This is a genomic window from Parabacteroides sp. AM17-47, assembly GCF_003434625.1.
Lineage (GTDB): Bacteria > Bacteroidota > Bacteroidia > Bacteroidales > Tannerellaceae > Parabacteroides > Parabacteroides distasonis.
In genome coordinates, this window is sequence record NZ_QTLI01000016.1 from 1 (window position 1) to 25,298 (window position 25,298).

20 protein-coding genes are annotated in these 25,298 nt (G+C 49.5%); 7 read left to right on the forward strand and 13 right to left on the reverse strand.

Annotated features, from left to right (window positions below; all coding sequences use genetic code 11):
• Positions 1 to 486: 486 nt before the first annotated feature.
• The 13 genes from thrC to atpD form a co-directional block, all read right to left on the reverse strand.
• Positions 487 to 1,800 carry a threonine synthase gene (thrC, locus tag DW205_RS13620; protein WP_005865913.1) on the reverse strand — a complete coding sequence of 438 codons (1,314 nt, stop codon included), beginning with the start codon at positions 1,798 to 1,800 and terminating at the stop codon, positions 487 to 489.
• A gap of 3 nt (positions 1,801 to 1,803) precedes the next feature.
• Entirely contained in the window at positions 1,804 to 3,012 is a 1,209-nt protein-coding gene (locus DW205_RS13625) for a cofactor-independent phosphoglycerate mutase (protein WP_005865915.1), read from the reverse strand.
• Positions 3,013 to 3,014: 2 nt separating this feature from the next.
• Positions 3,015 to 5,456 carry a bifunctional aspartate kinase/homoserine dehydrogenase I gene (gene thrA, locus DW205_RS13630; protein ID WP_005861780.1) on the reverse strand — a complete coding sequence of 814 codons (2,442 nt, stop codon included), beginning with the start codon at positions 5,454 to 5,456 and terminating at the stop codon, positions 3,015 to 3,017.
• A 282-nt stretch (positions 5,457 to 5,738) separates the two neighbouring features.
• Positions 5,739 to 6,704 carry a DMT family transporter gene (locus DW205_RS13635; protein WP_005865917.1) on the reverse strand — a complete coding sequence of 322 codons (966 nt, stop codon included), beginning with the start codon at positions 6,702 to 6,704 and terminating at the stop codon, positions 5,739 to 5,741.
• A gap of 155 nt (positions 6,705 to 6,859) precedes the next feature.
• Entirely contained in the window at positions 6,860 to 7,723 is an 864-nt protein-coding gene (locus tag DW205_RS13640; RefSeq protein WP_005865919.1) for a F0F1 ATP synthase subunit gamma, read from the reverse strand.
• Complete coding sequence (gene atpA / locus DW205_RS13645) at positions 7,711 to 9,288, reverse strand: F0F1 ATP synthase subunit alpha (protein ID WP_005865921.1); 1,578 nt, start codon at positions 9,286 to 9,288, stop codon at positions 7,711 to 7,713. Before atpA ends, DW205_RS13640 begins: the two co-directional genes overlap by 13 nt.
• Positions 9,289 to 9,300: 12 nt before the next feature.
• Positions 9,301 to 9,843, reverse strand: a complete 543-nt coding sequence (locus DW205_RS13650) for a F0F1 ATP synthase subunit delta (protein WP_005865923.1) — start codon at positions 9,841 to 9,843, stop codon at positions 9,301 to 9,303.
• Positions 9,844 to 9,846: 3 nt separating this feature from the next.
• Positions 9,847 to 10,347 carry a F0F1 ATP synthase subunit B gene (gene atpF, locus DW205_RS13655; RefSeq protein ID WP_005861790.1) on the reverse strand — a complete coding sequence of 167 codons (501 nt, stop codon included), beginning with the start codon at positions 10,345 to 10,347 and terminating at the stop codon, positions 9,847 to 9,849.
• Between the two features lie 14 nt (positions 10,348 to 10,361).
• On the reverse strand, positions 10,362 to 10,616 hold the full coding sequence (gene atpE, locus DW205_RS13660; protein ID WP_005861792.1) for an ATP synthase F0 subunit C: 255 nt from the start codon (positions 10,614 to 10,616) through the stop codon (positions 10,362 to 10,364).
• A 62-nt stretch (positions 10,617 to 10,678) separates the two neighbouring features.
• Positions 10,679 to 11,728, reverse strand: a complete 1,050-nt coding sequence (gene atpB, locus DW205_RS13665) for a F0F1 ATP synthase subunit A (RefSeq protein WP_008774074.1) — start codon at positions 11,726 to 11,728, stop codon at positions 10,679 to 10,681.
• A complete protein-coding gene (locus tag DW205_RS13670; RefSeq protein WP_008778048.1) occupies positions 11,706 to 12,137 on the reverse strand; it encodes a hypothetical protein in 432 nt (143 codons plus the stop codon). The genes atpB and DW205_RS13670 overlap by 23 nt, the downstream gene beginning before the upstream one ends.
• Before the next feature lie 12 nt (positions 12,138 to 12,149).
• Positions 12,150 to 12,383, reverse strand: coding sequence for an ATP synthase F1 subunit epsilon (atpC, locus tag DW205_RS13675; protein ID WP_005861798.1), 234 nt, complete (start codon positions 12,381 to 12,383; stop codon positions 12,150 to 12,152).
• 5 nt (positions 12,384 to 12,388) lie between these two features.
• Positions 12,389 to 13,906 carry a F0F1 ATP synthase subunit beta gene (gene atpD / locus DW205_RS13680; RefSeq protein ID WP_005865930.1) on the reverse strand — a complete coding sequence of 506 codons (1,518 nt, stop codon included), beginning with the start codon at positions 13,904 to 13,906 and terminating at the stop codon, positions 12,389 to 12,391.
• Positions 13,907 to 14,283: 377 nt separating this feature from the next.
• Here atpD and DW205_RS13685 point away from each other — a divergent pair, with 377 nt between their 5' ends.
• From DW205_RS13685 to DW205_RS22150, 7 genes are all read left to right on the forward strand, one after another.
• On the forward strand, positions 14,284 to 15,015 hold the full coding sequence (locus DW205_RS13685; RefSeq protein WP_005861801.1) for a copper homeostasis protein CutC: 732 nt from the start codon (positions 14,284 to 14,286) through the stop codon (positions 15,013 to 15,015).
• A gap of 167 nt (positions 15,016 to 15,182) precedes the next feature.
• Complete coding sequence (locus tag DW205_RS13690; protein ID WP_005865932.1) at positions 15,183 to 15,563, forward strand: hypothetical protein; 381 nt, start codon at positions 15,183 to 15,185, stop codon at positions 15,561 to 15,563.
• Between the two features lie 90 nt (positions 15,564 to 15,653).
• Complete coding sequence (locus DW205_RS13695) at positions 15,654 to 16,817, forward strand: efflux RND transporter periplasmic adaptor subunit (RefSeq protein ID WP_005865934.1); 1,164 nt, start codon at positions 15,654 to 15,656, stop codon at positions 16,815 to 16,817.
• 5 nt (positions 16,818 to 16,822) lie between these two features.
• The gene (locus tag DW205_RS13700) at positions 16,823 to 19,981 is read left to right on the forward strand and encodes an efflux RND transporter permease subunit (RefSeq protein ID WP_005865936.1); all 3,159 of its coding nucleotides are present in this window, start codon (positions 16,823 to 16,825) and stop codon (positions 19,979 to 19,981) included.
• On the forward strand, positions 19,971 to 21,413 hold the full coding sequence (locus tag DW205_RS13705) for an efflux transporter outer membrane subunit (RefSeq protein ID WP_005865938.1): 1,443 nt from the start codon (positions 19,971 to 19,973) through the stop codon (positions 21,411 to 21,413). The genes DW205_RS13700 and DW205_RS13705 overlap by 11 nt, the downstream gene beginning before the upstream one ends.
• A gap of 408 nt (positions 21,414 to 21,821) precedes the next feature.
• A complete protein-coding gene (locus tag DW205_RS13710) occupies positions 21,822 to 24,464 on the forward strand; it encodes a DUF5916 domain-containing protein (protein WP_005865940.1) in 2,643 nt (880 codons plus the stop codon).
• 64 nt (positions 24,465 to 24,528) lie between these two features.
• On the forward strand, positions 24,529 to 24,690 hold the full coding sequence (locus tag DW205_RS22150; protein ID WP_008778049.1) for a hypothetical protein: 162 nt from the start codon (positions 24,529 to 24,531) through the stop codon (positions 24,688 to 24,690).
• Positions 24,691 to 25,298 lie beyond the last annotated feature (608 nt).

Consider the following 25,298-nt stretch of genomic DNA (forward strand, 5'->3'; position numbering starts at 1 on the left):
TATCTATAGTTCCTCTGCCATTTCCCGATAACCATCGGGGGGAGAGGCGGTTAATGTATATTAAGACTGTCACTCATCTTTTCATCAAGATGGATGAAAATCTCGGTGGATGTGCTTTCTATGTTGACGATATTAAAATACGTAAGAACTGCACTTGGTAGTACTTTCTGAGCTAATGTATAAAGTTGATTCGTTTCCATAGAGCAAAGCTAGAGATTTTAAATAGATGAAAATAATTATCCCCACCAATTATCGACTGATCCTATAAAAACTCTATTTCTCCAATAATTATACATTTGGCTTATAATTAATCGAATTTAATAACATGACTTTTCGGAAGAAAAGCTTGCTTACGGAATTTCTTTTTGAAATTCTCGCCTGTTTTTGTATGTCCTAGGTGATAAAAATGGAAGGTGTGGCAAATATCGATAATATCAATTTGCTACACCTTCCATTTTATATCAATTACGAAAACTATTCTTCTTTTTACCGGCTCATCAAGAAAGATTTGAATCCCTCGAAATCTTTTGCCAGCTCGATGCTTTGCTTGGTTCCTTCCATGAAGGCTTTCAGTTTCGCCGGGATCTCGATATCTGCCTCCAATATCTTATCGACCGTTCCTTTGAATTTGGCGGGATGGGCGGTCTCGAGGAATAGACCCGTCTCGGTCTCGCTTAGGTCGCTGTCTAGTAATCCTTGGTAGCCACAGGCTCCGTGTGGGTCGAGGATATATCCCGTCTCTTTATAGACGGCTCGCATCGTAGAGGCGATTTCCTCGTCCGTATAGCGATGTCCGGAGATCAGTGCGCATATTTCTTTATGGGGATCATTGAATGCGCCGAATAGGTCGATGATACGGGCGAAATTACTCGGATCGCCTACATCCATGGCGTTCGCTAGGGTGGCGACTGATGGGCGGGGTGTATAAGTTCCTGTATTCAGGTATTCCAAGAATACGTCGTTACGGTTGTTTGCCGCTACGAAACGTTTGATAGGGAGCCCCATCCAATAGGCGAACAATCCGGCGGTGATGTTTCCGAAATTACCGCTCGGCACGCAAACGACCAGCTCGTCCGCTTTTCCCTGCTTGTCCAGCTGAGCGTAAGCGTTGAAATAGTAGAACGATTGGGGCAAGAAACGGGCTACGTTGATGGAGTTCGCCGAGGTCAGTTTCATATGACGGTTTAATTCCTCGTCCATAAAGGCGGATTTAACCAGCGCTTGGCAATCGTCGAACGTGCCGTCTATCTCCAATGCCGTGATGTTCTGTCCTAATGTCGTGAACTGGCATTCCTGTATCGGGCTGACCTTTCCCTTGGGATAAAGCACATACACGTGAATGCCCGGAACGCCTAGGAATCCGTTGGCGACGGCGCTTCCCGTATCGCCGGAAGTAGCTACCAATACGTTTACTTGCTTCAATCCCTCTTTCTTTATGAAATAACCGAGCAGACGAGCCATGAAGCGCCCTCCTACATCCTTAAAGGCCAATGTAGGCCCGTGAAATAACTCTAAGCTATAGATATTACCCTTTACGGGTACCACCGGGGTCTCGAAGGAGAGCGTATCTTTTACGATACCGTCCAATACCTCCGGCTCGATGTCTTCCCCGAAGAACATCTGAGCTACTGTGCAGGCGATCTCGTGGAAGGACTGGTTCTTCATGTTGGCTATCACCTCCTCGTCCAAGGAGTCAATATACTCGGGCATATATAATCCCTTATCGCCGGCCAGACCTTTTACGACGGCCTCTTCTAGGCTGGCTACAGGGGCTTGTTTGTTTGTGCTGTAATATTTCATGCTCTAATCGTTTAGAAATTCTTTTATAAATTGATCTTTTTCCAGTATGCCATATTTGCCGTTTGATACGGAGAACTCATCAAATGTGGTAACGGAGTCGGGTTGCTCGCCCGGCTTGTAAATCAGGAATGGAACCGGGGTATTTGTATGCGTACGTATGGAGCAAGGAGTGGGGTGGTCCGGAAGGATAGCGATCGCTACCGGCTCGTCCCATTTTTGCGTTTCCTCGTAGATGATACGTACGGCACGGTTGTCCAGATACTCTATCGTCTTGATCTTTAGGTCTACGTCTCCCTCATGCCCGGCCTCGTCGCTTGCCTCGATATGCAGGTAGACGAAGTCATTTGTCTTGAGGGCCTCAAGGGCGGCGTGCGCTTTTCCCTCGTAGTTCGTGTCGTATAATCCGGTAGCTCCCTCTACGTGAAGCACCTCGAGGCCGGCGTAAACGCCGATTCCCCGGATGAGATCGACGGCGGAGATCACGGAGCCTTTCCCGAAGCCGTACATCTCCCGCATCGTTCGCATGGCCGGACGGTAGCCCGGAGACCAAGGCCAGATACTGTTCGCCGGATCTTTCCCCGCTGCCATACGTTTGAGGTTCACCGGGTGATCCTTTAAGATCTCTTGGGACTTGAGGATTAATTCGTTTAATAAATCGGCGGTCTCTCGTGCTTCCGGAACTTCCGGTTTTATCATTAAAGGCCGGAAAGGATGGAGGGGTACGTCGTGTGGTGGCGTGCAATCCAGACGCTTATCGCCTCCTTTGATTACCAATAGGTGGCGGTAGGAGACACCCGTATAGAACTTGACACGGTCGGAGCCTAATCGCTCGTTCAGGCATTGGATCAACTCGTCCGCTTCCTCCGTGGAGATATGGCCGGAAGAGTGATTCTTCAAGATGTCGCCTTCTACGCAGATTAAGTTACAACGCATCGCCATCTCGCCGGGTTGCAGGGCGACGCCTATACTGGCGGCTTCCAATACACCCCGTCCCTCGTATACGGAGGGCAGGTCATAGCCTAATACCGCCATGTTCGCGACCTCGCTACCGGGATGGAAACCATCCGCTACGGTTTTCATCTGCCCGGTTACTCCCAGTTCCACCAATTTATCCATATAAGGAGTCTTGGCGTATTGCATCGGGGTCTTGCCTCCCAGAGCCTCTATCGGCTCGTCGGCCATTCCATCGCCTAAAATGATAATGTGCTTCATACCTATCGAATATTAGCAATGGATATGATGTCGGCGAATACGCCTGCGGCTGTCACGTCGGCTCCGGCACCATATCCCTTGATGATCATTGGATATTCATGATATCTCTCGGTGGAGATCATGATAATATTGTTGCTGCCCTCCAGTTCATAGAACGGATGGTGGCTGTCTACGGCTTGTAGGCCTACCTCGCAAGCGCCGTTCTCCATCTTCGCCACGAAACGGAAGCGTTTGCCTTCCGCTTCCAGTAGCTGGCGTTTCTCCTCGAAACCGGCATCTGTATCCTTGATATTCTTCCAGAAGTCCTCAAGGGAACCCTCGAAGTACTTTTCCGGGATGAACAGGTTCCGTTTTACGTCGGCTTGCTCCACTGGATAACCGGCCTCACGAGCCAAGATAACCAGCTTACGGATTACGTCTTTGCCGCTAAGGTCGATACGTGGGTCCGGCTCGGCGTATCCGGCTTCCTTTGCCATATGGATCGCCTCGCTGAAAGGAATATCGGCGCTGATCGTATTAAAGATATAATTCAGCGTACCGGAAAGTACGGCCTCCAGTTTCAATATATGGTCGCCGCTATTGATCAAATCGTTCATCGTATTGATGATCGGGAGGCCGGCGCCTACGTTCGTCTCGAACAAGAACTTGATGTCTCGGTGGCGGGCGGTCTCCTTGAGCTTGGTATAATTATCGTAGGAGGAGGAGGCCGCTTCTTTATTAGCCGCCACGACGGATACGTTATTGTTCATCAACGTCTCGTAAAGAGCCGCCACGTCCGGGCTTGCCGTGCAATCCACGAATACGGAGTTGAAGATATTCATCTTTACGATCTCTTCGCACAGATGCTCCGGGTTGCTCTCTTCCCCGTTCTCCTTCAGCTCCTCCAGATAATTGTCGAGGTTGATCCCTTCCCGGCATAAAAGGGCTTTCTTGGAGTTTGAGATACCTACGACATTCAGCTTCAAACCGTTTTGCCGCATCAGTTTCGGTTGCTGGATGCGTATCTGTTCCAATAAATTGCCGCCTACGGTTCCTACACCGGCGATGAAAAGGTTCAATACCTTATATTCGGATAGGAAAAAAGAGTCATGAATGGAGTTCAACGCCTTGCGAAGGTATTTATGCTTGATAACGAAAGAGATATTCGTCTCGGAAGCGCCTTGGGCGCAAGCGATCACGCTGATGCCCGCACGTCCCAGCGTACCGAACAGCTTCCCGGCGATACCCGGGGTACGTTTCATGTTCTCGCCTACAATAGCGACGGTAGCCAGATCCTTCTCCGCTACGGTATCGTTCATATCACCCTGCGCACGTTCCAAGGCGAACTCGTCGTTCAATACTTGTACGGCCAAATCAGCGTCGGCGTTACGTACGGCGAAAGTCGTATTATTCTCGGAGCTGGCCTGCGATACCATAAATACGCTGATGCCATTCTTGGCGAGCGTCTTAAAGATCCGGTAGTTCACGCCGATCACGCCCACCATACCTAAACCTTGTACCGTGATCAAACAGGTATCGTTGATGGAGGAGATACCCTTGATGATGGCCTTGCCTTCCTCTTTCACCCGCTCTTTCGAAATATAGGTTCCGGGAGCGGTCGGGTTGAAGGTATTCAAGATACGGATCGGGATATTCTTATGATAAACCGGATAGATCGTCGGCGGATAGATTACTTTCGCCCCGAAGTTACACAACTCCATCGCCTCCGTGAAAGTAAGCCGGTCGATTACGTAGGCGGAGCTGATCACACGGGGATCGGCGGTCATGAAACCATCCACGTCTGTCCAGATCTCCAAGGTGTTAGCGTCTAAGGCGGTCGCCAAGATGGAGGCGGTATAATCCGATCCCCCTCGTCCGAGGTTCGTAACCTCTCCGGTTTCCGTGCTGGAAGAGATGAATCCGGGCACCAAGGAAACCTTGGGCAGAGGCGAGAAGGTCTCTTTTATGAGCTTGTTGGTCAAGTCGAAATCCACGATATGCTTGTTGAATTGCTTGACTGTCTTGATATATTTGCGTGAGTCGAACAACTTAGCGTCCTTGATCACGTTCGAGACGATCAAGGAAGATAGGCGCTCGCCATAACTTACGATCGTATCGGATGTCTTGGCGGATAAATCGTTAATCAAATAAACACCTTTGAAAATATTGCTCAATTCATCCAGTAAAGCCATCACTTTCTTCTGGACATCCATGCGTACCTCCTTGTCCTCTATCACTCCCTCGATCACGTCCAGATGGCGGGCGATGATCTCCGATAATTCTTTCTCGTAGGCAAGGTCGCCTTTAGAAGCCATGGTAGAAGTGGCCAGTAATTTATCGGTGATGCCCCCTAAGGCGGAGACAACCACGATTACGGGCTCTTCGATAGCCTCTACTATTTTCTTTACACTTAAGATACTATTCACGGAACCTACGGATGTTCCGCCGAATTTTAATACTTTCATCGATATGTATTTTTAATGGTTCATCGAGGATTGACAATCAAGAAAAGGCTTTTTCATGATTAACAACCGACAATAACCGATTGATTAAACTTATTTATGTAAAAGGAGAAATAAAAAAGGATGCAATACGAGATTGCGACATAGCGTGACGTGGTCTACGCGAATGCTTATTAATAGATTCTAACCCCCCAAGGGGTCATCAATGCCCATGTATAATATGAGGACTCTACACTCATCATTGATTTTGTATGCTACTTATTCTTTTATATTATGGGGGCAATATTACGCATTATTTTTCATATTGCAAGCGTTTTTGTCAAAAGATTGACTATTTTGTTGTTCAAGGTCCGCCCGGCTCTTGCTTTGGGTCACTAAATAGACGCCGGAGAAAACAAGTGCGGCCGATACTAGTTTCGTTACGCTAAAACTATCCTGACCGATGAATACGGCGATAAAGGAAGCTACGATCGGTTGGATATAATTGTACATGCTGACGGTAGTCGGGCGGATTCGCTTTAAGGCCAGCGGTATTAATAAATAGGGTACGAACGTGGCCCCGAATAGCACGAAGAAAATGGCTCCCAGCTCTTGGCCGTCGAAGACCTCTTTATGGAAAGCCGGGGTATTCCAGATGGATTCGATAGCGAAAGGCAGGGTAATCAGCGTGGAGAACAGGAACATCCATTTCATCATCGTGACGGATGAGTACTTGAGTGTTAGTGGCTTGGATACTACCAAATAGATCGAGTACATGAATCCACTAACCGTAATCAAGAGGTTTCCCCCTAGACTGCTCGCTTGATTGGAACCTTGCGTGGATTGTAGTATTAAGGAGATCGCCCCGCATATACCAAGCAGTACCCCGAACGTTTTCATCCGTGTGATAGGTTCCTTTAGGATCAGGGCCGCCAAGATCATGACAAAGATGGGGACGGCGGTCGCTATGATGGAAGCGTCTACCGGCGACGTGGTATTCAATCCCCAGATAAACAGCCCTTGGTTCAAGCCTACTCCGCAAAGGGCGCAAAGGCATAGAAGTCCCAAGTCCTTCAACGGCACTTTCTCATAGGGAACGAATAGGGAGGTGATCCAGAACATCACGCAAGCGAAGCTCATCCGCATACTGGTTAACGCCTCGGGTTGCACATGCTCGGGGAGTAGATATTTGGATACGGGCATATTAATGGCGAACAGGATGTTGGCCGCTAAAATAAGGAGATGCCCTTTTAGCTTTTCTTGATTCATCATGAGTACGATCCTAGATTGGTATAATATAATGTATATAGGCTTATGTTTTGGTGAGCAAAGGTCTTACTTTTTTTTGTAAATAAGAAATGATCCGTTAGTAAAGTGTTTTACATACGGATCATTGTCTGTTTAGTCAAGGAAGCATCCCGTTTTTATTACGATGAAACGGCCGCTCCTCCCATGATATCCAGCAATTCGTTGGTGATGGCTTGCTGGCGGGTTTTATTATATTGCAAAGTTAATTGTTGGATTAAATCGTTCGCATTGTCGTTGGCGGTCTGCATAGCCATCATACGGGCGGCGTGCTCGGCGGTCGAGGTGTCGAGTAGGATCGTATAGATGGTTAGGTTCAGCAATTTCGGGAAAAGCCGGTTACGCAACTCTTCCGCCGAGGGCTCAAGGATGTAGTCGGTGGCCGTTTCCGCCGCTTCCGTATCCGAGAGGGAAAGGGGAAGATACGTCTTGTGGGTTACGACTTGTGTCGCCATGTTCTTGAAATGGTGATACAGTAATTCCACCCGGTCCGCTTTACCCGTGACGAACAGCTCCATGAGACGGTTCGCCAAGGATACGGCGCTTTCATAAGACGGCTTTTCGCCGATCGTGACGAAATCAGTGTCGAAGCTATACCCCGCTTTATGAAGCTCATCCGCTATTTTCTTGCCGATAGGGTAGAGGCCTACCTCTATTTGCTGGTTCTTATAAGTCTGGATCGTGGCGGATAACTCTTTCCATATATTGGCATTGAATGTCCCGCATAAACCCGTGCTCGAGGCGAATACGGCGATAGCCACCTTGCTCACCTTACGCTGTTCGGTGTAAGGTGAGTCTAGGTCGCATTCCGCCGAAAGAAGACCGTTTAAGATAGCGGATAGTTTATTAGCATATGTAAGTGTGTGCTCGGTTTGCGTCTGGGCATGATGAAACTTGGCCGACGATACCATTTTCATGGCGGCGGTGATCTTCTGCGTACTCCGTATAGAGGCGATCCGGACTTTTATTTCTTTCAATGAACCCATAGCTCCTTCGCTGTTTTTTCCAATATGCCTCGTATCTCATCATTGATAACGCCGGTCTTTAAGACATCCAGTACGTCCCGTTGATGAGAAGTCCGTAATTCTTGCAAGAACCTTGCCTCGAACTCATGCACCTTGTCCAATGGAACCTCTTTCAGCAGACCTTGCGTTCCGCAATAAAGGATCGAGATTTGCTCTTCCACCGGCATCGGGCTATATTGAGGCTGTATCAGTAACTGGGTATTCTTCTGCCCCTTATCGATCGTGAAAGCGGTGACGGCATCCATCTCGCCCCCGAACTTGGAAAATGATTCCAATTCACGGAACTGAGCCTGATCGATTTTCAAGGTACCCGCTACCTTTTTCATCGCCTTTAATTGTGCGTTACCGCCTACACGGGAAACGGAGATTCCGACATTGATAGCCGGGCGGTTCCCTTGGTTGAATAAATCGGTCTCAAGGAATATCTGTCCGTCGGTGATAGAGATCACGTTGGTCGGGATATAAGCCGATACGTCTCCCGCCTGAGTCTCGATGATCGGTAAAGCGGTCAAGGAGCCACCGCCTTTCACCTTGTCTCTCATGCTTTCGGGGAGATCGTTCATCTCACGGGCTACCTCCGGCTGGTTGATGATCTTGGCGGCACGTTCCAATAGGCGGGAGTGCAGGTAAAAGATATCACCCGGGTACGCCTCACGCCCGGAAGGGCGGCGAAGGATTAAGGAAACCTCACGGTAGGCGACCGCTTGCTTGGACAGATCGTCGTAGACCACCAAGGCGTGTCGTCCGCTATCCCGGAAGTACTCTCCGATGGCCGCTCCGGCGAACGGGGCGAAATATTGCATGGCTGCCGGGTCGGAGGCGGTCGCACTTACGACAATCGTATAGTCCATGGCGCCTTTCTCTTGCAAGGTGTTCACCAAGGCCGCTACCGTGGAACCCTTTTGCCCGATCGCCACGTAAATACAGTAAACCGGGTTCCCTGCCTCGTAGTTGCTACGTTGGTTGATGATGGTATCGATAGCGATCGAGGTCTTTCCCGTCTGCCGGTCGCCGATGATCAACTCACGTTGTCCCCTTCCGATAGGGATCATAGCGTCTACGGCCTTGATACCGGTTTGCAAAGGCTCGTTTACCGGCTGACGGAAGATCACGCCCGGAGCCTTGCGCTCAAGCGGCATCTCGCAAGTCTCACCAAGGATCTCGCCTTTCCCGTCGATCGGGTTTCCCAACGGGTCGATCACACGCCCGATCATCCCCTCGCTGACATCGATAGAGGCGATGCGGCCCGTGCGTTTTACGGTGTCGCCCTCCTTGATTCGGTCGGTCGGACCTAAAAGGACGGCGCCTACATTATCTTCCTCCAAGTTCATCACGATCGCTTCCATCCCGTTATCGAATTGAAGCAACTCGTTCGCCTCCGCATTATCCAGCCCGTAGATGCGGGCCACGCCGTCACTCACCTGCAATACGGTCCCGACCTCCTCCAGCTTGATGCTGGTATGGATTCCTTCCAATTGCTGGCGCAGGATGGAGGAGACTTCACTCACTTTTATCTGTTCTGTCATACTTCTTCTTTTTTATCTGTTTTCGAGTAGCCCGGTACGGATATCCCGTAGTTGCGTCGCATAGCTAGCGTCTATCCGGTAATTGCCGATGCGTAGGCGGAAGCCCCCGATTAGTTCCGGTTCCACATGGCCGGAGAACTCGATCGTGCATCCCGTCTCTTTCCGCAGCTTGTCTTGCAGGTGAGACTTGACCGCATCGTCTACCGTTACGGCCGTGTCGAATCGTACCCGGGTAATCTTCTTCTCTTTCCGGTACAAATGGATATAAATGTATGCGATGAAGGGCAGTAACGTCTCCCGTTTATGGGCTAATACCAGATTGATAAAACGTGTATATAGCTCGCATACCTCGATACCTCCCGCCGCCGTAAGCAATTTCACTTTCTCCGGTACGGAAACGATCGGGTTGCTCAAGGCACCCCTAAGCTCCGGCTCCATCGAGAAGCTGTCCGCCAACATCTTCATATCATCATATACCCGGCTTTCCTGTCCCTTGTCTTTCGCTAGGGAGAAAAGCGCCTTGGCATACCGGGAAGAAATAGTTCCTATATCCATACCTTACGATTTACTAAACGATACCTCATCCAGCAGCCGGTCGATCATCTGTTGTTGTTCCTTATCCCGGCCGATTTTCTCTTTCATTACTTTCTCTGCGATAGCGATAGACAGATCCGCTATCTCCGAGCGGACTTCGCGAATAGCTTTCTCTTTTTCTTCGCGGATACGCCGGGTAGCCTCCTCTATCTGCAGATGTGCCTCGGAGACGGCCTTTTTACGTGCCTCCTCGATGATCCGCTCCTTTTCGGCAAAGGCTTCCTTCAGGACGGCGTTTTGCTTTTCCTTGGCCTCGGCTAGCATCTTCTCGCCCTCGGCTTGGATATGGGCAAGTCGCTCATTCGCCTGACGTGCCGTCTCTAAGGAATTGTCAATGTAAGCTTTCCGTTGTTCGATTGCCTTGACGATCACGGGAAAACCGTATTTGGAAAGGATCACGAAGACAATCCCGAATGAAACGATCATCCAGAATAGAAGCCCTGAATCCGGTGTTAATAAAGACATAGTTTGTTACTTTTTTATTGGAACAACGCTAAGAAACATACGACAATAGCGAACAATGCCACACCTTCTACCAACGCTCCCATAATCAACATCGAGGTACGGATCTCTCCTGCGGCCGACGGCTGGCGTCCAATAGCTTCAACGGCACCTTTACCGATCAATCCGATTCCGATACCTGCACCTATGGCGGCGAATCCCGCTCCTATAGTGGCTCCCATCTTCGCTACGCCCATCCCGGCTGCCGCTTGTAATAAAATAGTCGATAACATAGTGTTTAATTTTAAATTAGTAACCTTAATAATATAATTCTAATACCTTAATTTCTTTGGATTTATTCCCTTACCTTGGCCAATCCGATATAGTTGGCCGACAGCAGGGTGAAAATATAAGCTTGCAAGCAAGCTACTAACAATTCCAGACAGTTCATGAACGCACAGAACAAGACGGATACGATCGTCATACCGAAATTCACGGCTACTCCCATGGTTGCCGTTATGAATATCAAACAGGTTAGCGCCAAGATAATCGTATGGCCCGCCATGATGTTGGCGAACAGACGGATCATCAACGCGAACGGCTTGGTGAATACCCCGAAGAACTCCACGAACGGCATGATCGGCAAGGGCAGTTTCAAGTAGATCGGCGCTTTGGGCCAAAAGATCTCTTTCCAGTACGCTTTCGTGGCGAACAGGTTGACCGCTATAAACGTACAAAGTGCCAATACGCCTGTTACCGCTATATTTCCCGTAATATTAGCGCCTCCCGGGAAAATAGGTATGATTCCGATCAGGTTGTTGATCAAGATAAAGAAAAATACCGTCAGCAAATAGGACGAGAACGGCTTATATTCTTTTCCGATCGCCTCTTTGATCACCCCGTCTTGTATGTAGGAGATGGCCATTTCCATCAATCCGATAAATCCGCCCGGCGCCTCGTTCGGGTGCTTTTTATACCAATGGGCGGTTCGGAGAACGATGAAAAGCAAGAGACCGCAACTGAGGAACAGTCCGCAAACATTCTTGGTCAATGAGAAATCCATCGGGCGAACCTCTTCTCCGGCACTGTTCTTCTCAACAACCTTTCCCGCATGCTCACCTTCCCCGGCGATATAATAATTGTGATGCGTCCGGCCTTGATGTAGATGGGATGACAGGAATAAATCCCATCCTCTTTCCTCGCTTTTTACCAAGATAGGCAGGGGAATCGCAATCTCTTGTCCGTTCCATTCCGTGATATGCCATGTATAGGCGTCTTGAATGTGGGAGAAGACGATATCCTGCACGTCTATCTCGCCGGACGCCGCTTTTGCCGGAGTGAGAAAGCTGAGCCACATCCAGAAAGCGATCCATATGTATTTGTTATCTTTGATTGTACTCATCATCCTTTTCCCTTTTCTCTCTTTTCATTCTTTTCTTTTCAAACAGATATAAAATGTAAGTCTCCAGTCCGAGGTAAATGAAATAGAATAACATCAACGTGAAACCAAATGTCTTTAATTGTTGCCCGACAAACGCCGCGTACATCCATAAGAAGACGAAAGCGAGCGTGAACTTACACAACCGGACTAGCATGTACATGGTTACGGTCACATCTCCGTTTTTACTTTTTACCCGGTCTAGGAAGAAAGTCATCGCCATGGCCATGACCCAGTAAAAGAAGGGAATGGACGGATACCACGAGAAATAGTGTTCCGGCCAGATGGTATATAATAAACCACCCAATGAAACGCCTATTGCCACGTTGATAAACGTGATCAAACCCATTAACCTCATTTTTAATCTGCCATTCATTGTCGTATGTTTTTATTCGACGCAAACGGATAGGATGTCGTCTTTTACCTCTACAAATCCGCTTTGTATCGTTTGTTCTTGTCTTTTGCCGTTTGCCTCGAACCGGATCGTACCCGCCTTCAACGCTGCTATCAATGGGGCGTGATGAGGCAAGATATCGAATGAACCGGCAACTCCCGGGAATGAGACAGATTCGGTCTCGCCTTCGAAAAGAATGCCGTCCGGTGATACAATTTCCAGTTTCATATCGATTAATTTGCTTGTTCTTTCAGCTGCTTGGCCTTCTCCAAGACATCCTCGATGGTTCCTACGTTTAAGAATGCCTGTTCGGGTATGTCATCCGTTTCCCCGTCCATGATCATCTTGAATCCCCGGATCGTATCCTCTATAGAGACCATGACACCGGGTACGCCAGTGAATTGTTCCGCCACGGAGAAGGGCTGGGACAGAAAACGTTGTACACGGCGGGCCCGGTTGACCGTTAGCCTGTCCTCGTCGGAAAGTTCTTCCATACCGAGGATGGATATGATATCTTGAAGTTCCTTGTTCCGTTGCAGGATTTGTTTTACCTGTTGCGCTGTGTCGTAATGCTCCTTGCCTACGATCAGCGGATCAAGGATGCGGGAGGTAGATTCCAGCGGGTCTACGGCCGGATAGATACCGAGTTCCGTGATCTTGCGGCTGAGGACGGTTGTCGCGTCCAAGTGCGTAAAGGTAGTCGCCGGAGCCGGGTCCGTCAAGTCATCGGCAGGAACATACACCGCCTGTACGGAGGTGATGGAGCCCTTCTTGGTTGAAGTGATACGTTCTTGCATGGCACCCATTTCCGTGGCCAATGTCGGTTGGTAACCTACGGCGGAAGGCATACGCCCCAGCAAGGCGGAAACCTCGGAACCGGCTTGGGTGAAACGGAAGATATTGTCGATGAAGAATAATATATCTTTTCTTTCTCCCTCAGAGGCTTTGTCACGGAAGGATTCGGCGATCGTCAAACCGGATAAGGCCACGGACGAGCGGGCGCCCGGCGGTTCGTTCATCTGCCCGAATACCAAGGTAGCTTGCGACTTAGCCAATTCATCGTAATCGATCTTCGACAAGTCCCAGTTACCTGCCTCCATACTCTTCTTAAACTCCTCGCCGTATCGGATGACACCGGATTGGATCATTTCACGCAATAGGTCATTTCCTTCACGTGTACGTTCACCCACACCGGCGAAGACGGAGAATCCGTTGTTTTTCTTTGCGATGTTGTTGATCAATTCCATGATCAATACCGTTTTGCCCACTCCGGCTCCTCCGAAAAGTCCGATCTTACCTCCTTTGGCGTAAGGTTCCAATAAATCGATTACTTTAATACCCGTGTACAGGACCTCTTGGGTCGTTGTCAGATCCTCGAATTTAGGAGGCTCACGATGGATGGGAAGAGCCCCGTCTTTAGTAAGCTGGGCCATGCCGTCGATAGGGTCGCCTGTGACATTCATTAAACGTCCTTTGACTTGGTCGCCGGTCGGCATGGTGATGGGCATTCCGTATGACATGGCCTCCATGCCTCGTCTCAATCCGTCGGTCGTATCCATCGCTACGGTACGGACGGTGTTTTCCCCGATGTGTTGCTGAACTTCGACGATCAAGATCTTTCCGTTCGGGCGGGAAATCTCCATGGCGTCGTGGATACGGGGGAGGGTTACTGTTTCTTCTGTCCCATAATCAAAGTGGATATCCACTACCGGGCCGATAACCTGTGAGATATAGCCTTTTATTTCTCCCATAAAGCCTATTTGTTATTTATCTTAACCTATTAAAATGTCGTTGCAATATTACGTTTTATGGCGTTTCGATCCTTGAAAATAGAACTTTTTGTGTCTTTTTGAGATTAGTTAAACTTTAAACTATTTAGCTATAGTTCCGAAATAGACCAATTTGTTTCTTATTTGGACGAATCAGAAAGCTATAGTCAAATTTCTAAGGCATAGATAGATAAGGAGATACGAATTTGCTGCCTTTTTGATAGTAAAGGTGATAGTTCTGTTTTATTTTGTTAATCCATAATAGGGGTGTTTTTAATGGTATCGGATAGTTATTTGTGGTTCTGTTGAGCAAGTGGTGATATTTATGTAATTTTGTACGTCAACAATACTAAATAAACATGAAACGAATTATTGAGATATGTGCGAACTCCGCTCAAAGCTGTGTGGAGGCGGAGGCGGGAGGCGCTACCCGTGTAGAGCTTTGCGCCGGGATACCCGAAGGGGGAACTACACCTAGTTATGGAGAGATCAAGACGGCGAAGGCTCTGACTTCCAAGATCGATATCAATGTGATTATCCGTCCGAGAGGCGGTGATTTCTTGTATACGGAAGCCGAGGTGCAATCCATGCTATTGGATATAGAACTGTGCAAGGAGCTAAAGGTGCATGGCGTCGTTTTCGGCTGTCTTACGAAAGACGGGGATATCGATGTACCCTTGATGCGGCGCTTGATCGAGGCGGCAAAACCTCTGTCCGTAACTTGTCATCGTGCTTTCGATGTTTGCCGGGACCCATTCACTGCCTTGGAGCAGCTAATCGAGTTGGGATGCGACCGTATCTTGACCTCCGGCCAGCAATCGGATGCCGTGAAAGGAATCCCCTTGATCGCCGAGCTGGTGAAACGTGCGGACGGACGGATCATCATCATGCCGGGATGTGGCGTACGTGAGAATAATATCGGGAAAATAGAGGCGGAAACAGGAGCGAAAGAGTTTCATACGTCCGCCCGAAGTATCGTATATAGTAAAATGGAATACCGCAATGAGAATGTCCCGATGGGAAGCAGTATCGTGTCCTCCGAATTCGAGACGGTACAAACGGATCGGGAGAAGGTAAAGGCATATATTTAAGTGCCGGTATAGGCGTGAGCCTGTGTCGGTATTGGTGTAGCCCTACGCCTATACCGGCATCGCCTCATGCCTATACCGGCGTGGGGCGATACCAATACTCGTATGCGGGTGAAATGTTTTTTCTTCCCAAAAAGATTGTTTATCTTTGCGCCTCCATTAGATAAAAGATGCTAAATGTAACAGTGAATAATCGTTTTGGGCTTCACCAGCGTATCATGCTTATGATCATGTTGGTGCTGTTACAGTTTTATTCCATTGGAAGCGATTTCTTTCCGGAGGATATTATCACGACCTCGATGGAAATGGTCGATCAAGAGGCGCCCGATGTATTGTTGGATTTTGACGATAACGCCTCCTTGCGAACGGTACGTCAGGAGCAAGTGCAAATTCGAGCCTTGGAGATCGATTTGATATGGGACTTGTTTACGATTCTGGATTTACATGAATTAATTCATTCCTTGGAACTACGGCAATGCGCCAAGCTTCCTTTATTTTATAACCTACACAAAGCACAGAATTTCGTTTGGTTCTGTTCCTATCTGATTTAGCAGAACTTACCTGTTTCTTATTGTCGCGCATGGGGTGATTCGCCTATGTGCTTTTCGTCGTATTCAAATAATTATAAATCTATAAGTTTTATGAGGATAAAATTGTTTTCTAACTATTTACCCTTACTATGCTTAACGGCTTGTGTATGGGTATCTTGTAGCCAAAACCGGGAGAAAAAGTCCGGGAAGAAAGATCATACGCCGGTGATGCGGTTAACCACGACCACGATCGAGGTGCCGCAGTCGTATGTAGCGGATGTACAAGCCGTACAGTTTGTAGAGGTGAAACCTAAAGTGGAAGGATTCGTGGAGGCCGTCCTCGTGGACGAGGGCGAGCACGTGAAGAAAGGGCAGGTGCTTTTCAAGCTTTCCTCGGCGGAATTGTACGAGGAGGTGAAAGAGGCGCAAGCCCATCACAAACAGGCCCAAGCCGAGTTGAAGATGGCGGAGGTAGAGGTAGACCGCATCAAGCGTTTGGTGGAGAAAGATATCATCTCGCCGATCCGTCTGGAGCAGGCGATGGCCGAGGCGGACGTGGCACGCTTGCAGGTGCAACAGGCCAAATCCCGTTTGCAACGTGCGGAGACTAATTTCTCGTACACGACGATCACGGCTCCTTTCGAGGGATACGTGGACCGCATCCCCTTTAAGGTGGGAAGTTTGGTTACGCCGAGCAGCTTATTGACCTCCTTGACGGACGTATCGGATATGTTCGCTTATTTCAAGATCAACGAGAAGGAGTATCTGGAATATAAACGGACGCAGTTGAGCGGTATCGACCAGCCGGAGTATAATAATCTGGAACTGATCCTTTCCGACCAATCCACCTATCGGTATAAAGGGAAGGTAGAGACCGTGGAGGGCGACTTTGAGCGGGGTACCGGATCGATCGCTTTCCGTGCCCGTTTCGCGAACCCGGAACGTTTGCTGCGACATGGCGTATCCGGTAAGATCCGGATGCTGACCAAGATGGAGAACGTGGTCTTGGTTCCCCAGCAATCCACTTTCGAGATTCAGGATTTCACCTATGTATATACAGTAGCGGAAGATGGAAAGGTGAGCGTACGCAGCTTCGAGCCGTTGGCTCGCCACGGTTCTTATTACGTGACACAGGATTTGCCGGACCAGACCGTTATCGTCTACGAGGGTGTTCAGATGATCACGGACGGCATGACTATCAATCCCGATATGGTAGATGGAGCCACGATCCGTCGTCAATTGGAATCGTCTAACGAAATCGAGAATAATAAGTAAGCCCTATGTTTGAAATATTTATCAGACGCCCTATCTTATCGGGCGTGATCTCGGTGGTAATTGTCTTCTTGGGATTGCTGGCGATCAACTCCTTGCCGATCACCCAATTTCCGGATATCGTGCCCCCATCCGTTACCGTTACCGCCCGTTATACCGGAGCGAACGCCGACGTGATGGCGAAAACGGTGGCGACCCCGCTGGAGCGTGCCATCAACGGCGTGCCCGGAATGACCTATATGACCTCTGTTTGTACGAACGACGGTATGTCCTTGACTACGATCTATTTCAAGGTCGGTACCGACCCGGACGTAGCTTCCGTGAATGTGCAGAACCGTGTGACCACCGTGCTGGATGAGCTTCCGGAAGAGGTGATCCGTGCCGGCGTGATCACGGAGAAGGAGGTGAACAGTATGTTGATGTACCTGAACATCATGAGCTCGGATAGTACCCATACGGAGAAATTCGTATATAATTTCGCCGATATCAATATCTTGCGTGAGTTGAAGCGCATCGACGGCGTGGGATTCGTGGAGATCATGGGTAGCCGCGACTATGCGATGCGTGTATGGCTGAACCCGAACCGATTGGCGGCTTATAATATGTCGCCGCAAGAGGTTACGGAGGCGATCCGCTCGCAGAATATCGAGGCGGCGCCGGGTAAGACGGGTATCAGTTCCGACAAGATCCCGCAGCAATTGCAATACGTCTTGCAGTATAGCGGTAAGTTCAGCACGCCGGAGGAGTATGGCGAGATCGTCTTGAAAGCCCTGCCGGACGGTTCCGTGCTTCGCCTGAAAGACGTGGCTACGATCGAGTTTGATTCCGAGGATTATAATATGATCTCCATGACGGACGGAAAGCCCTCGGCCTCTATCATGATCAAGCAGCGTCCGGGCTCGAACGCCCGTGAGGTGATCCAGCAGATCAAGGCGAAGATGGAGGAATTGAAGGAAACGACGTTTGCCCCGGGTATGGAATATAATATCTCGTACGACGTATCCCGTTTCTTGGACGCTTCCATATCGGTCGTGCTCAAGACCTTGCTGGAGGCGTTTATCTTGGTATTTATCGTGGTGTATCTTTTCTTGCAGGATTTCCGGTCTACGTTGATACCCGCTATCGCCGTTCCGGTATCGTTGATCGGTACGTTCTTCTTTATGCAGATGCTGGGTTTCTCGATCAATATGCTGACTTTGTTCGCCTTGGTGCTCGCTATCGGTATCGTGGTGGATAACGCGATCGTGGTGGTGGAGGCGGTCCACGTGAAGATGCACAACGAGAAGCTGCCCCCGTTGAAGGCGACGAAAAAGGCGATCGGTGAGATCGGAGGGGCGATTATCGCTATTACGCTGGTGATGTCCGCCGTGTTTATCCCGGTCGGTTTCATGGATGGTACGGTGGGTATCTTCTATCGCCAGTTCTCGTTGACGCTTGCCGTGGCGATCGTGATCTCCGGCGTGAACGCCTTGACGTTGTCTCCGGCTCTTTGCGCCTTGTTACTGAAGCCGGTATCCCACTCGAAGAAGGCGAAGAAGGGCCTTCTGACTCGTTTCTTCGAGGGCTTTAACCGCCGTTATGATTTCTTGGAGCGTCGTTATCGCTTGAATTTAAGATGGTTCTTGAACCGTCGGATGCTGACGTACGCAACCTTGATCCTTTTCTGTCTGGCCACGTGGGGCATGACGTTCGTGCTGCCTTCCGGCTTTATCCCGAACGAGGACCAAGGTATGATCTATGTGAACGTGGACGCGCCTCCCGGAGCTACCTTGGAGCGTTCGGAAGCGGCCTTGAACAAGGTGCAAGCGGCTTTGTTGCCGTTGGAAGAGGTGGAGACGATCTCTACCTTGGCCGGCTATAGCTTGATGACCGAGACGGAGGGTGCCAGCTTCGGTATGGGTATGATTAACCTGACCCCTTGGGATCAACGGGAGCAGACGGCGGCGGAGTTGATGAGCGTGTACGCCGATCGCGTCGCCCATATCAAGGACGCGGACATCCAGTTCTTCCTGCCGCCTACGGTTCCGGGATTCGGTAACGCGAGCGGTTTCGAGCTTCGTCTGCAAGATAAGACCGCCGGTACGTTCGCCGAGCTGGATGAGGTCGCCAAGAACTTCGTGGCGAAGCTGAACGCGGATCCTCGCCTGACCGGTGTCACTTCCGGCTTCAACCCGAATTTCCCGCAATATCTGCTCCGGGTGGATTTGGCGAAGGCGGCCAAGCTAGGCATCAACGTGAACGAGTCCATGGAGACCTTGCAATCCTATGTAGGTAGCTTCTACTCCTCCAACTTCGTCCGTTTCGGCCAGATGTACAAGGTCATGTTGCAAGCGGCTCCGGAGTATCGTATGAATCCGGAGGATTTGTTCAGCCTGTATGCTAAGAATAAGGAGGGGAATATGGTGCCTTACTCCAACTTCATGACGATGGAGCGTGTGTACGGCCCGAGCCAGATTACCCGTTACAACCTGTTTACCTCGGCCATGATTACCGGCGAGGCCGCCCCGGGTGTCAGCTCGGGTGAGGCGTTGGCGGCTGTCGAGGAGATCGCCGCCGAGGTATTGCCCCGTGGTTATGATACGGAATGGTCCGGCGTGGCGAAGGAAGAGAAAGAGTCCGGCGGGCAAACGTTGGTGATCTTCGCTATTTGTTTGGCGTTCGTCTATCTGTTGCTTGCCGCCCAATACGAGAGCTTATTGCTTCCGCTTCCGGTTATCCTGTCGCTTCCGGCGGGTGTGTTCGGCTCGTTCTTCTTGCTGTACGTGGTAGGGCTGGAGAATAACATTTACGCGCAGGTGGCGTTGGTGATGTTGATCGGTTTGCTGGGAAAGAACGCGATCTTGATTATCGAGGTGGCGAACCAGTGCCGTAAGGAAGGTGTCTGCGTGATGGGGGCCGCTATTCAAGGGGCTACCAGTCGTTTGCGCCCGATATTGATGACCTCCTTTGCTTTTATCAGTGGCTTGATCCCATTGACGATCGCCTCGGGAGCCGGTGCCTTGGGGAACCGTTCGATCGGTACGGCGGCGGCCGGAGGTATGTTGATCGGTACGTTTGTCGGTATCTTCTTGATCCCGGGGCTTTACGTGATCTTCGAGTCGCTGGCTACTTATTTTAAAAAGAGAAAAGAGAAAGAGCAAATTAAAGAAGACGAGTATGTGTATTGATAAGATGAGATATATAATGATAGGCTGCGCCTTGGCTCTGATCGCTTTGGCCGGTTGTAAGACTCCCGAGCTATCGATGGACGAGCGGATCTCGCTTCCGGAATCCGGCGAGATGGGAATGAACGACACTACGTTCGTGAAGCCGTTGTCGTGGGATGTCTTTTTCCAAGATACCTTATTGCGAGGCTATGTGGATGTGGCTTTACGCAATAATCATTCCTTCCGGCAGAGCATGGAGCGCATCGCCATGAGCCGCGCGGCCTTGCGGCGGGCGAAGGGGCTTTTGCTGCCGGACGTGAATTTGAACATCGGAGCCTCCGTGAACCGTTTCGGTGAATATACGATGGATGGTGTGGGGAATAGCGAGACGAACGTGCCTTCCTTGCCGAAGGATAAGCATATACCGGACCCTTACCGGGATTTCGGCTTGAGCTTGAGCTTTCAGTGGGAAGCGGATATCTGGGGCAAACTGACCCGGAAGAAGCAGGCCGCCGCCGCTCGTTGGATGGCTTCCGTGGAGGCTACCCGTTTTGCCCAGTCGATGTTGATCTCCGATTTGGCGATTCAATATTATGAGTTGATCGGCTTGGACCGGCGTAAGGAGGTGTTGCGGAACGCGTTGGCCAGTGCCCGTCGTTCCCATGAGCTGACCCGCCAGTTGAAGAGGGAAGGGGCGGAGACGCAGTTGGCGGTCGATCAGTTTTATGCCCGTGTGTTGTCGATCGAGGGTAAATTGCTGGAAAACGATCAGTTGATCGGTGAGAAGGAGCGGGCGATCGCTTGCCTGTTGGGTGTTTTCCCCTTCGAGATCCGCCGGATGGGATTCGATGAGTTGCGCAAGTTGCCGGTTCCCTTGTCGGAAGGGATTCCGGCGAACCTCTTGACATTGCGTCCGGATGTACGTTCCGCCGAGATGGAGCTGATCGCCTCCAAGGCGGATGTGATAGCGGCGAAGGCGGCTTTCTATCCCTCGTTGGTGCTTGGCGCCAGTGGTGGTTTCAACGCGTTTGACGTGGGTAAGTGGTTCCACTCGCCGGCCTCTTTGGTGTACGACTTGGCGGCGGGTATCACGGCTCCTATCTTCCGCCGCGATGAGATCCGTTCGATGTGGAACGAGGCGAAGGCTTCCCAGCGTATCGCCTTGTCCCAATACCACGAGACCGCTTTGAACGCTTACACCGAGGTGCTCGATCTCTATTGCGCCAGCCAGACCCAAACGGAGCGTATCCGCTTGAAAGAGAAAGAATCCCTTGCTCACCAGCGTTCCGTGGTGAATGCCGGCGAGATGTTCCAATTAAGCTATACCGGTTTCTTGGAGGTTCTCTCTGCCGAGGAGCGTTATCTGGATAGCGAGCTGGAGCATATCGATATCGTCACCGATTTATGCCGGAAGAAGATATTGCTGTACCGGGCGTTGGGAGGCGGTTGTTGATTTTTATCGTGACGCTATTCATGGGGACGTGGCCGACCGCCTGCCAGCTTCAAAACAATCAAAAATCCACCGGCAGACGGCCTGCCGCCCCCAAAACAGCTAAAAATCCTTCAGCGGACCGTCTGCCGGCTCCAAAGTGATCAAAAATCCACCGGCGAACCGTCTGCCGACTCCAAAACAGCTAAAAATCCTTCGGCAGACCGTCTGCCGGCTTCAAAACGATCCAAAAATCTCCGGCCGACCGCCTGCCGGCCCATCACGCCATAGATCCAATCGGCCACGCCGTGATTGAACGTATCGGAAAGTATGCCTTCGGCTTCGTTGCGATAAATCTAAGGAAGATGTGTTCTTTTCTGAAAAGAAGTGTGTATCTTTGAGGCTTATTGTTATCTTATAGTCTAGGCCATTATGAAATATCTGACTCTACTCGTGTTTTTAGGAATCTCGTTGTTGTGCGAAGCCCAGCAAGATTCGATCGTCCCCTTTGAGAAAGCGTATAAACGTACCTATAATATCCGGAAAGTATCGGGAGTGAAACCTACGATCGACGGTAAGTTGGATGAGGACTTTTGGACGAAGCAAGGCGAATGGTCGGATCGTTTCGTACAGATTATCCCTTATGAGCGGGCGATCACCCAATCTCCGACCCGGGTGAAACTTTTCTATGATGATAAATATATCTATATAGGCGTGTATTGTAAGGACGCCGTGCCGGATAAGATGAATCGTTTTATCGGGAACCGGGATGATAATAGTCTGGGCGATTTGATCAGTGTCGCTTTCGATACCTACCATGATTATCGGGCGGCGCCGGAATTCAATATCAATCTGGGAGGGAATAAGACCGATTTAATCGTTACCGACAAGTTGGATGTCAATAAGAGCTGGAACGCCGTTTGGGAGGGCCGGACGCATATTGATCGGGCGGATTCCAGTTGGACCGCCGAGCTGCGTATCCCGTTCAGCCAGTTGCGCTATAACCAGCAATCGGAGGATGGCGTTTGGGGCTTGCACATACGCCGTATCATACGTAGGAATAACGAGGTGCAAAATTGGAGCATGATTCCCTTGAAGAATAACGGACATGTCTTTTCGTTCGGTAACATGAGCGGCATGGACTCTGTTCCCAAGCCTCGCGGCATCGAGTTCTTGCCGTATGTAATGGGTAAATACAGGCAGGAACCCCGGATAGATGGCAGCCCTTATCAAAAAGGACATAGCTGGGGAGGAAACGTGGGCTTGGACGCTAAGTTCGCCCTCTCGGATTATACGTTGGATATGACGATCAATCCGGATTACGGACAAGTGGAGTTGGATCCCTCCGTAATGAACCTTACGGCTTACGAGACGTTTTACGATGAGAAACGCCCCTTCTTCTTGGAAGGAAAACATATCTTGGATTTCGCGAACGGTAGCGATATGATGTTTTATACCCGTAGGATCGGCGCCTCTCCCTCTTATACGCCACGGGGTATAGACAACGTAGGCAGTTATGCCGAGACGAAAGAGAATGTGCCGATTATTGGTGCTTTGAAACTGACGGGTACGAATAAACGGGGCTTGACGATCGGAGTGATCGAGAGTGTGACGGCACGTTCCTCCTCCAAGGTTACCCGTAATGGGGTGGAGGATGTGGAAGTCGTGGAGCCTTTGACAAACTATACCGTGGCCCGTGTGCAAAAGAACTGGAAGGGGAATACCTTGCTGGGCGGTATGGTGACTTCGGTAAACCGTGCCTTGGATCAGCCTTATCTGGAAGATTTTATGGTGCGTAACGCTTTCACGGCGGGTATTGATTTTACCCAGTATTTCAAGAATCGCCTTTATTATATAGATGTAAAGGGAATGTTGAGTTCCTTGCATGGTAGCGCCGGAGCGATCACGGCCTTGCAGAATAGCGTGGCGCATTATTATCAAAGGGCTTCCTCCGCCGATTATCTGGGGGTGGATCCTACCCGTCGCTCCCTGACCGGAACGGGTGGTTATGTGAAAGTGGGACGGAAAGGAAACGCCAAATGGAACTTCTCGGAGACCTTTACTTGGTCGTCACCCGGTTTCGACTTGAATGATATGGGATATATGAAGGAGACGGATTATCTGATGAATGAGACGGAGATCATGTATCGGCAGACCGATATCTGGAAGATATTCCGGTACAACGCCTTTACCCTGTCCCAAAAGAATATGTGGAATTACGGCGGTACTCCTTTTAGCAACAACGCTTCCTTGCGTTGGCAAAGTATGACGATGAACCGGTATGAATGGGATGTCAAGGAAACCTTCGCTTGGAATTGGCTGGATAGCCGCTTATTGCGAGGGGGACCGGATGTTCGCTTCGGTTCTTATTTCTTAACTTCCGCTAAGTTCAATACCGATAAGGCGAAACGAATGATGTTCATGCTCAAATACGAGGGCGATCATAATTTCGAGGGAAATCGCTTCAATACGATCTCGCCGAGCCTGACCTTCCGCTTGGGAAACCATGTCTATTTGTCCGGGCAACTGGATTACGCATGGAATACGGATGAGATGCAATATGTGGCTACGACGCATCCGCTTGGCGCACGTGGCTCTGCCCCTGCTTATGTTATGGGCCACATGGATCAGAAGACCTATGGTCTCACGCTGAAATTACAAGTGAACGTGACCCCCGATATTTCCATTCAATTCTATGGCGCCCCGTTCACCTCTATCGCTAAATACGATGATTTTAAATTAGCGGCGGATACGAAGTCGCATACCTTTGAGAACCGTTTCCTGCGTATCGATCCGGATCATTTGACGTATGCGGATGGTGTCTACACGCTCGGTGAGGGAGAGGGGCGGATGGCTTTCAACAACCCGGATTTCCGGTTCAACGAGTTCCGTTCCAACTTGGTAGCCCGCTGGGAATACTTGCCCGGCTCCACGCTTTATTTCGTATGGGAACACCGGATGTCCAACCGGGATAACTGGTACTCGCCCGGCTGGGGAAGTAATCTGGATCGTATGTGGGGACTCCCCGCTACGAATACGTTCATGATTAAGATGAATTATTGGTTCAACTTGTAAAATGGAAAATAGGATATGAAATATTGTATATTAGTCATCGTATTATTGCTTTGCTCCTGTTCCGATGTCGATCATTCAGGGGTATCGCTTCTTTCCGCATTGGGGGAATGAGAAGTATTTACTGAAAGAGATCAATGCGGGAATGTTGTGTGAGTATTTTCCTGTACTTTTAGAGTCCAAGGAATTACAAGACCTGTCTCCGGACGATAATCCTATTATTATATGAATTGAAAAAATGAGAGGATGAGTAGGCTTAATTTCACTTCAAAGTCTGAATTTAAATACAACTAATTTGTGTGTAATTTAGCTTGAGATGATAGAGGAATATGTGTGTGTATTCACTTTTGTGTTTGTTCGCCTTTTCTTTGGTGAACCTTGCTATATTCTTTCTGAAAGTGTGAAGCCGGTTTTTTCTCGTTGTTTAATTGCCAGATTTGTTCGTGGGTGTAATTACTATCCGCGGATTGGGATCGGATTGTTGATCCTGATCGTGTTGTTTGTTTTTTTGTGGTTTTTATTTATATTTGCAGCCGAAAAAAATGCTTCTCAATACAAACAAGATTTTGAGGCGAGTTAACCTTGATGTTTAATAAATTAAATCTAAAATTTTAGGTATGGTGAGAGATGGATAGAATAGCGTGTGGGTAATCTCATTTAGATGAGATGTTTTCGAAACAATCTATAGTATAATTCAAGTGCAAAAGAGACTTAAATCTAGTTTTATGAATAATAAATATTACTTAGCAACGGTGCTTTTAGTGTTAGGAGCGTTCTCTCCGTTGTATGGTGTGCAAAATACCCCCCCCCCCCCCGCGCCTCCAGCCGCAAGCGACA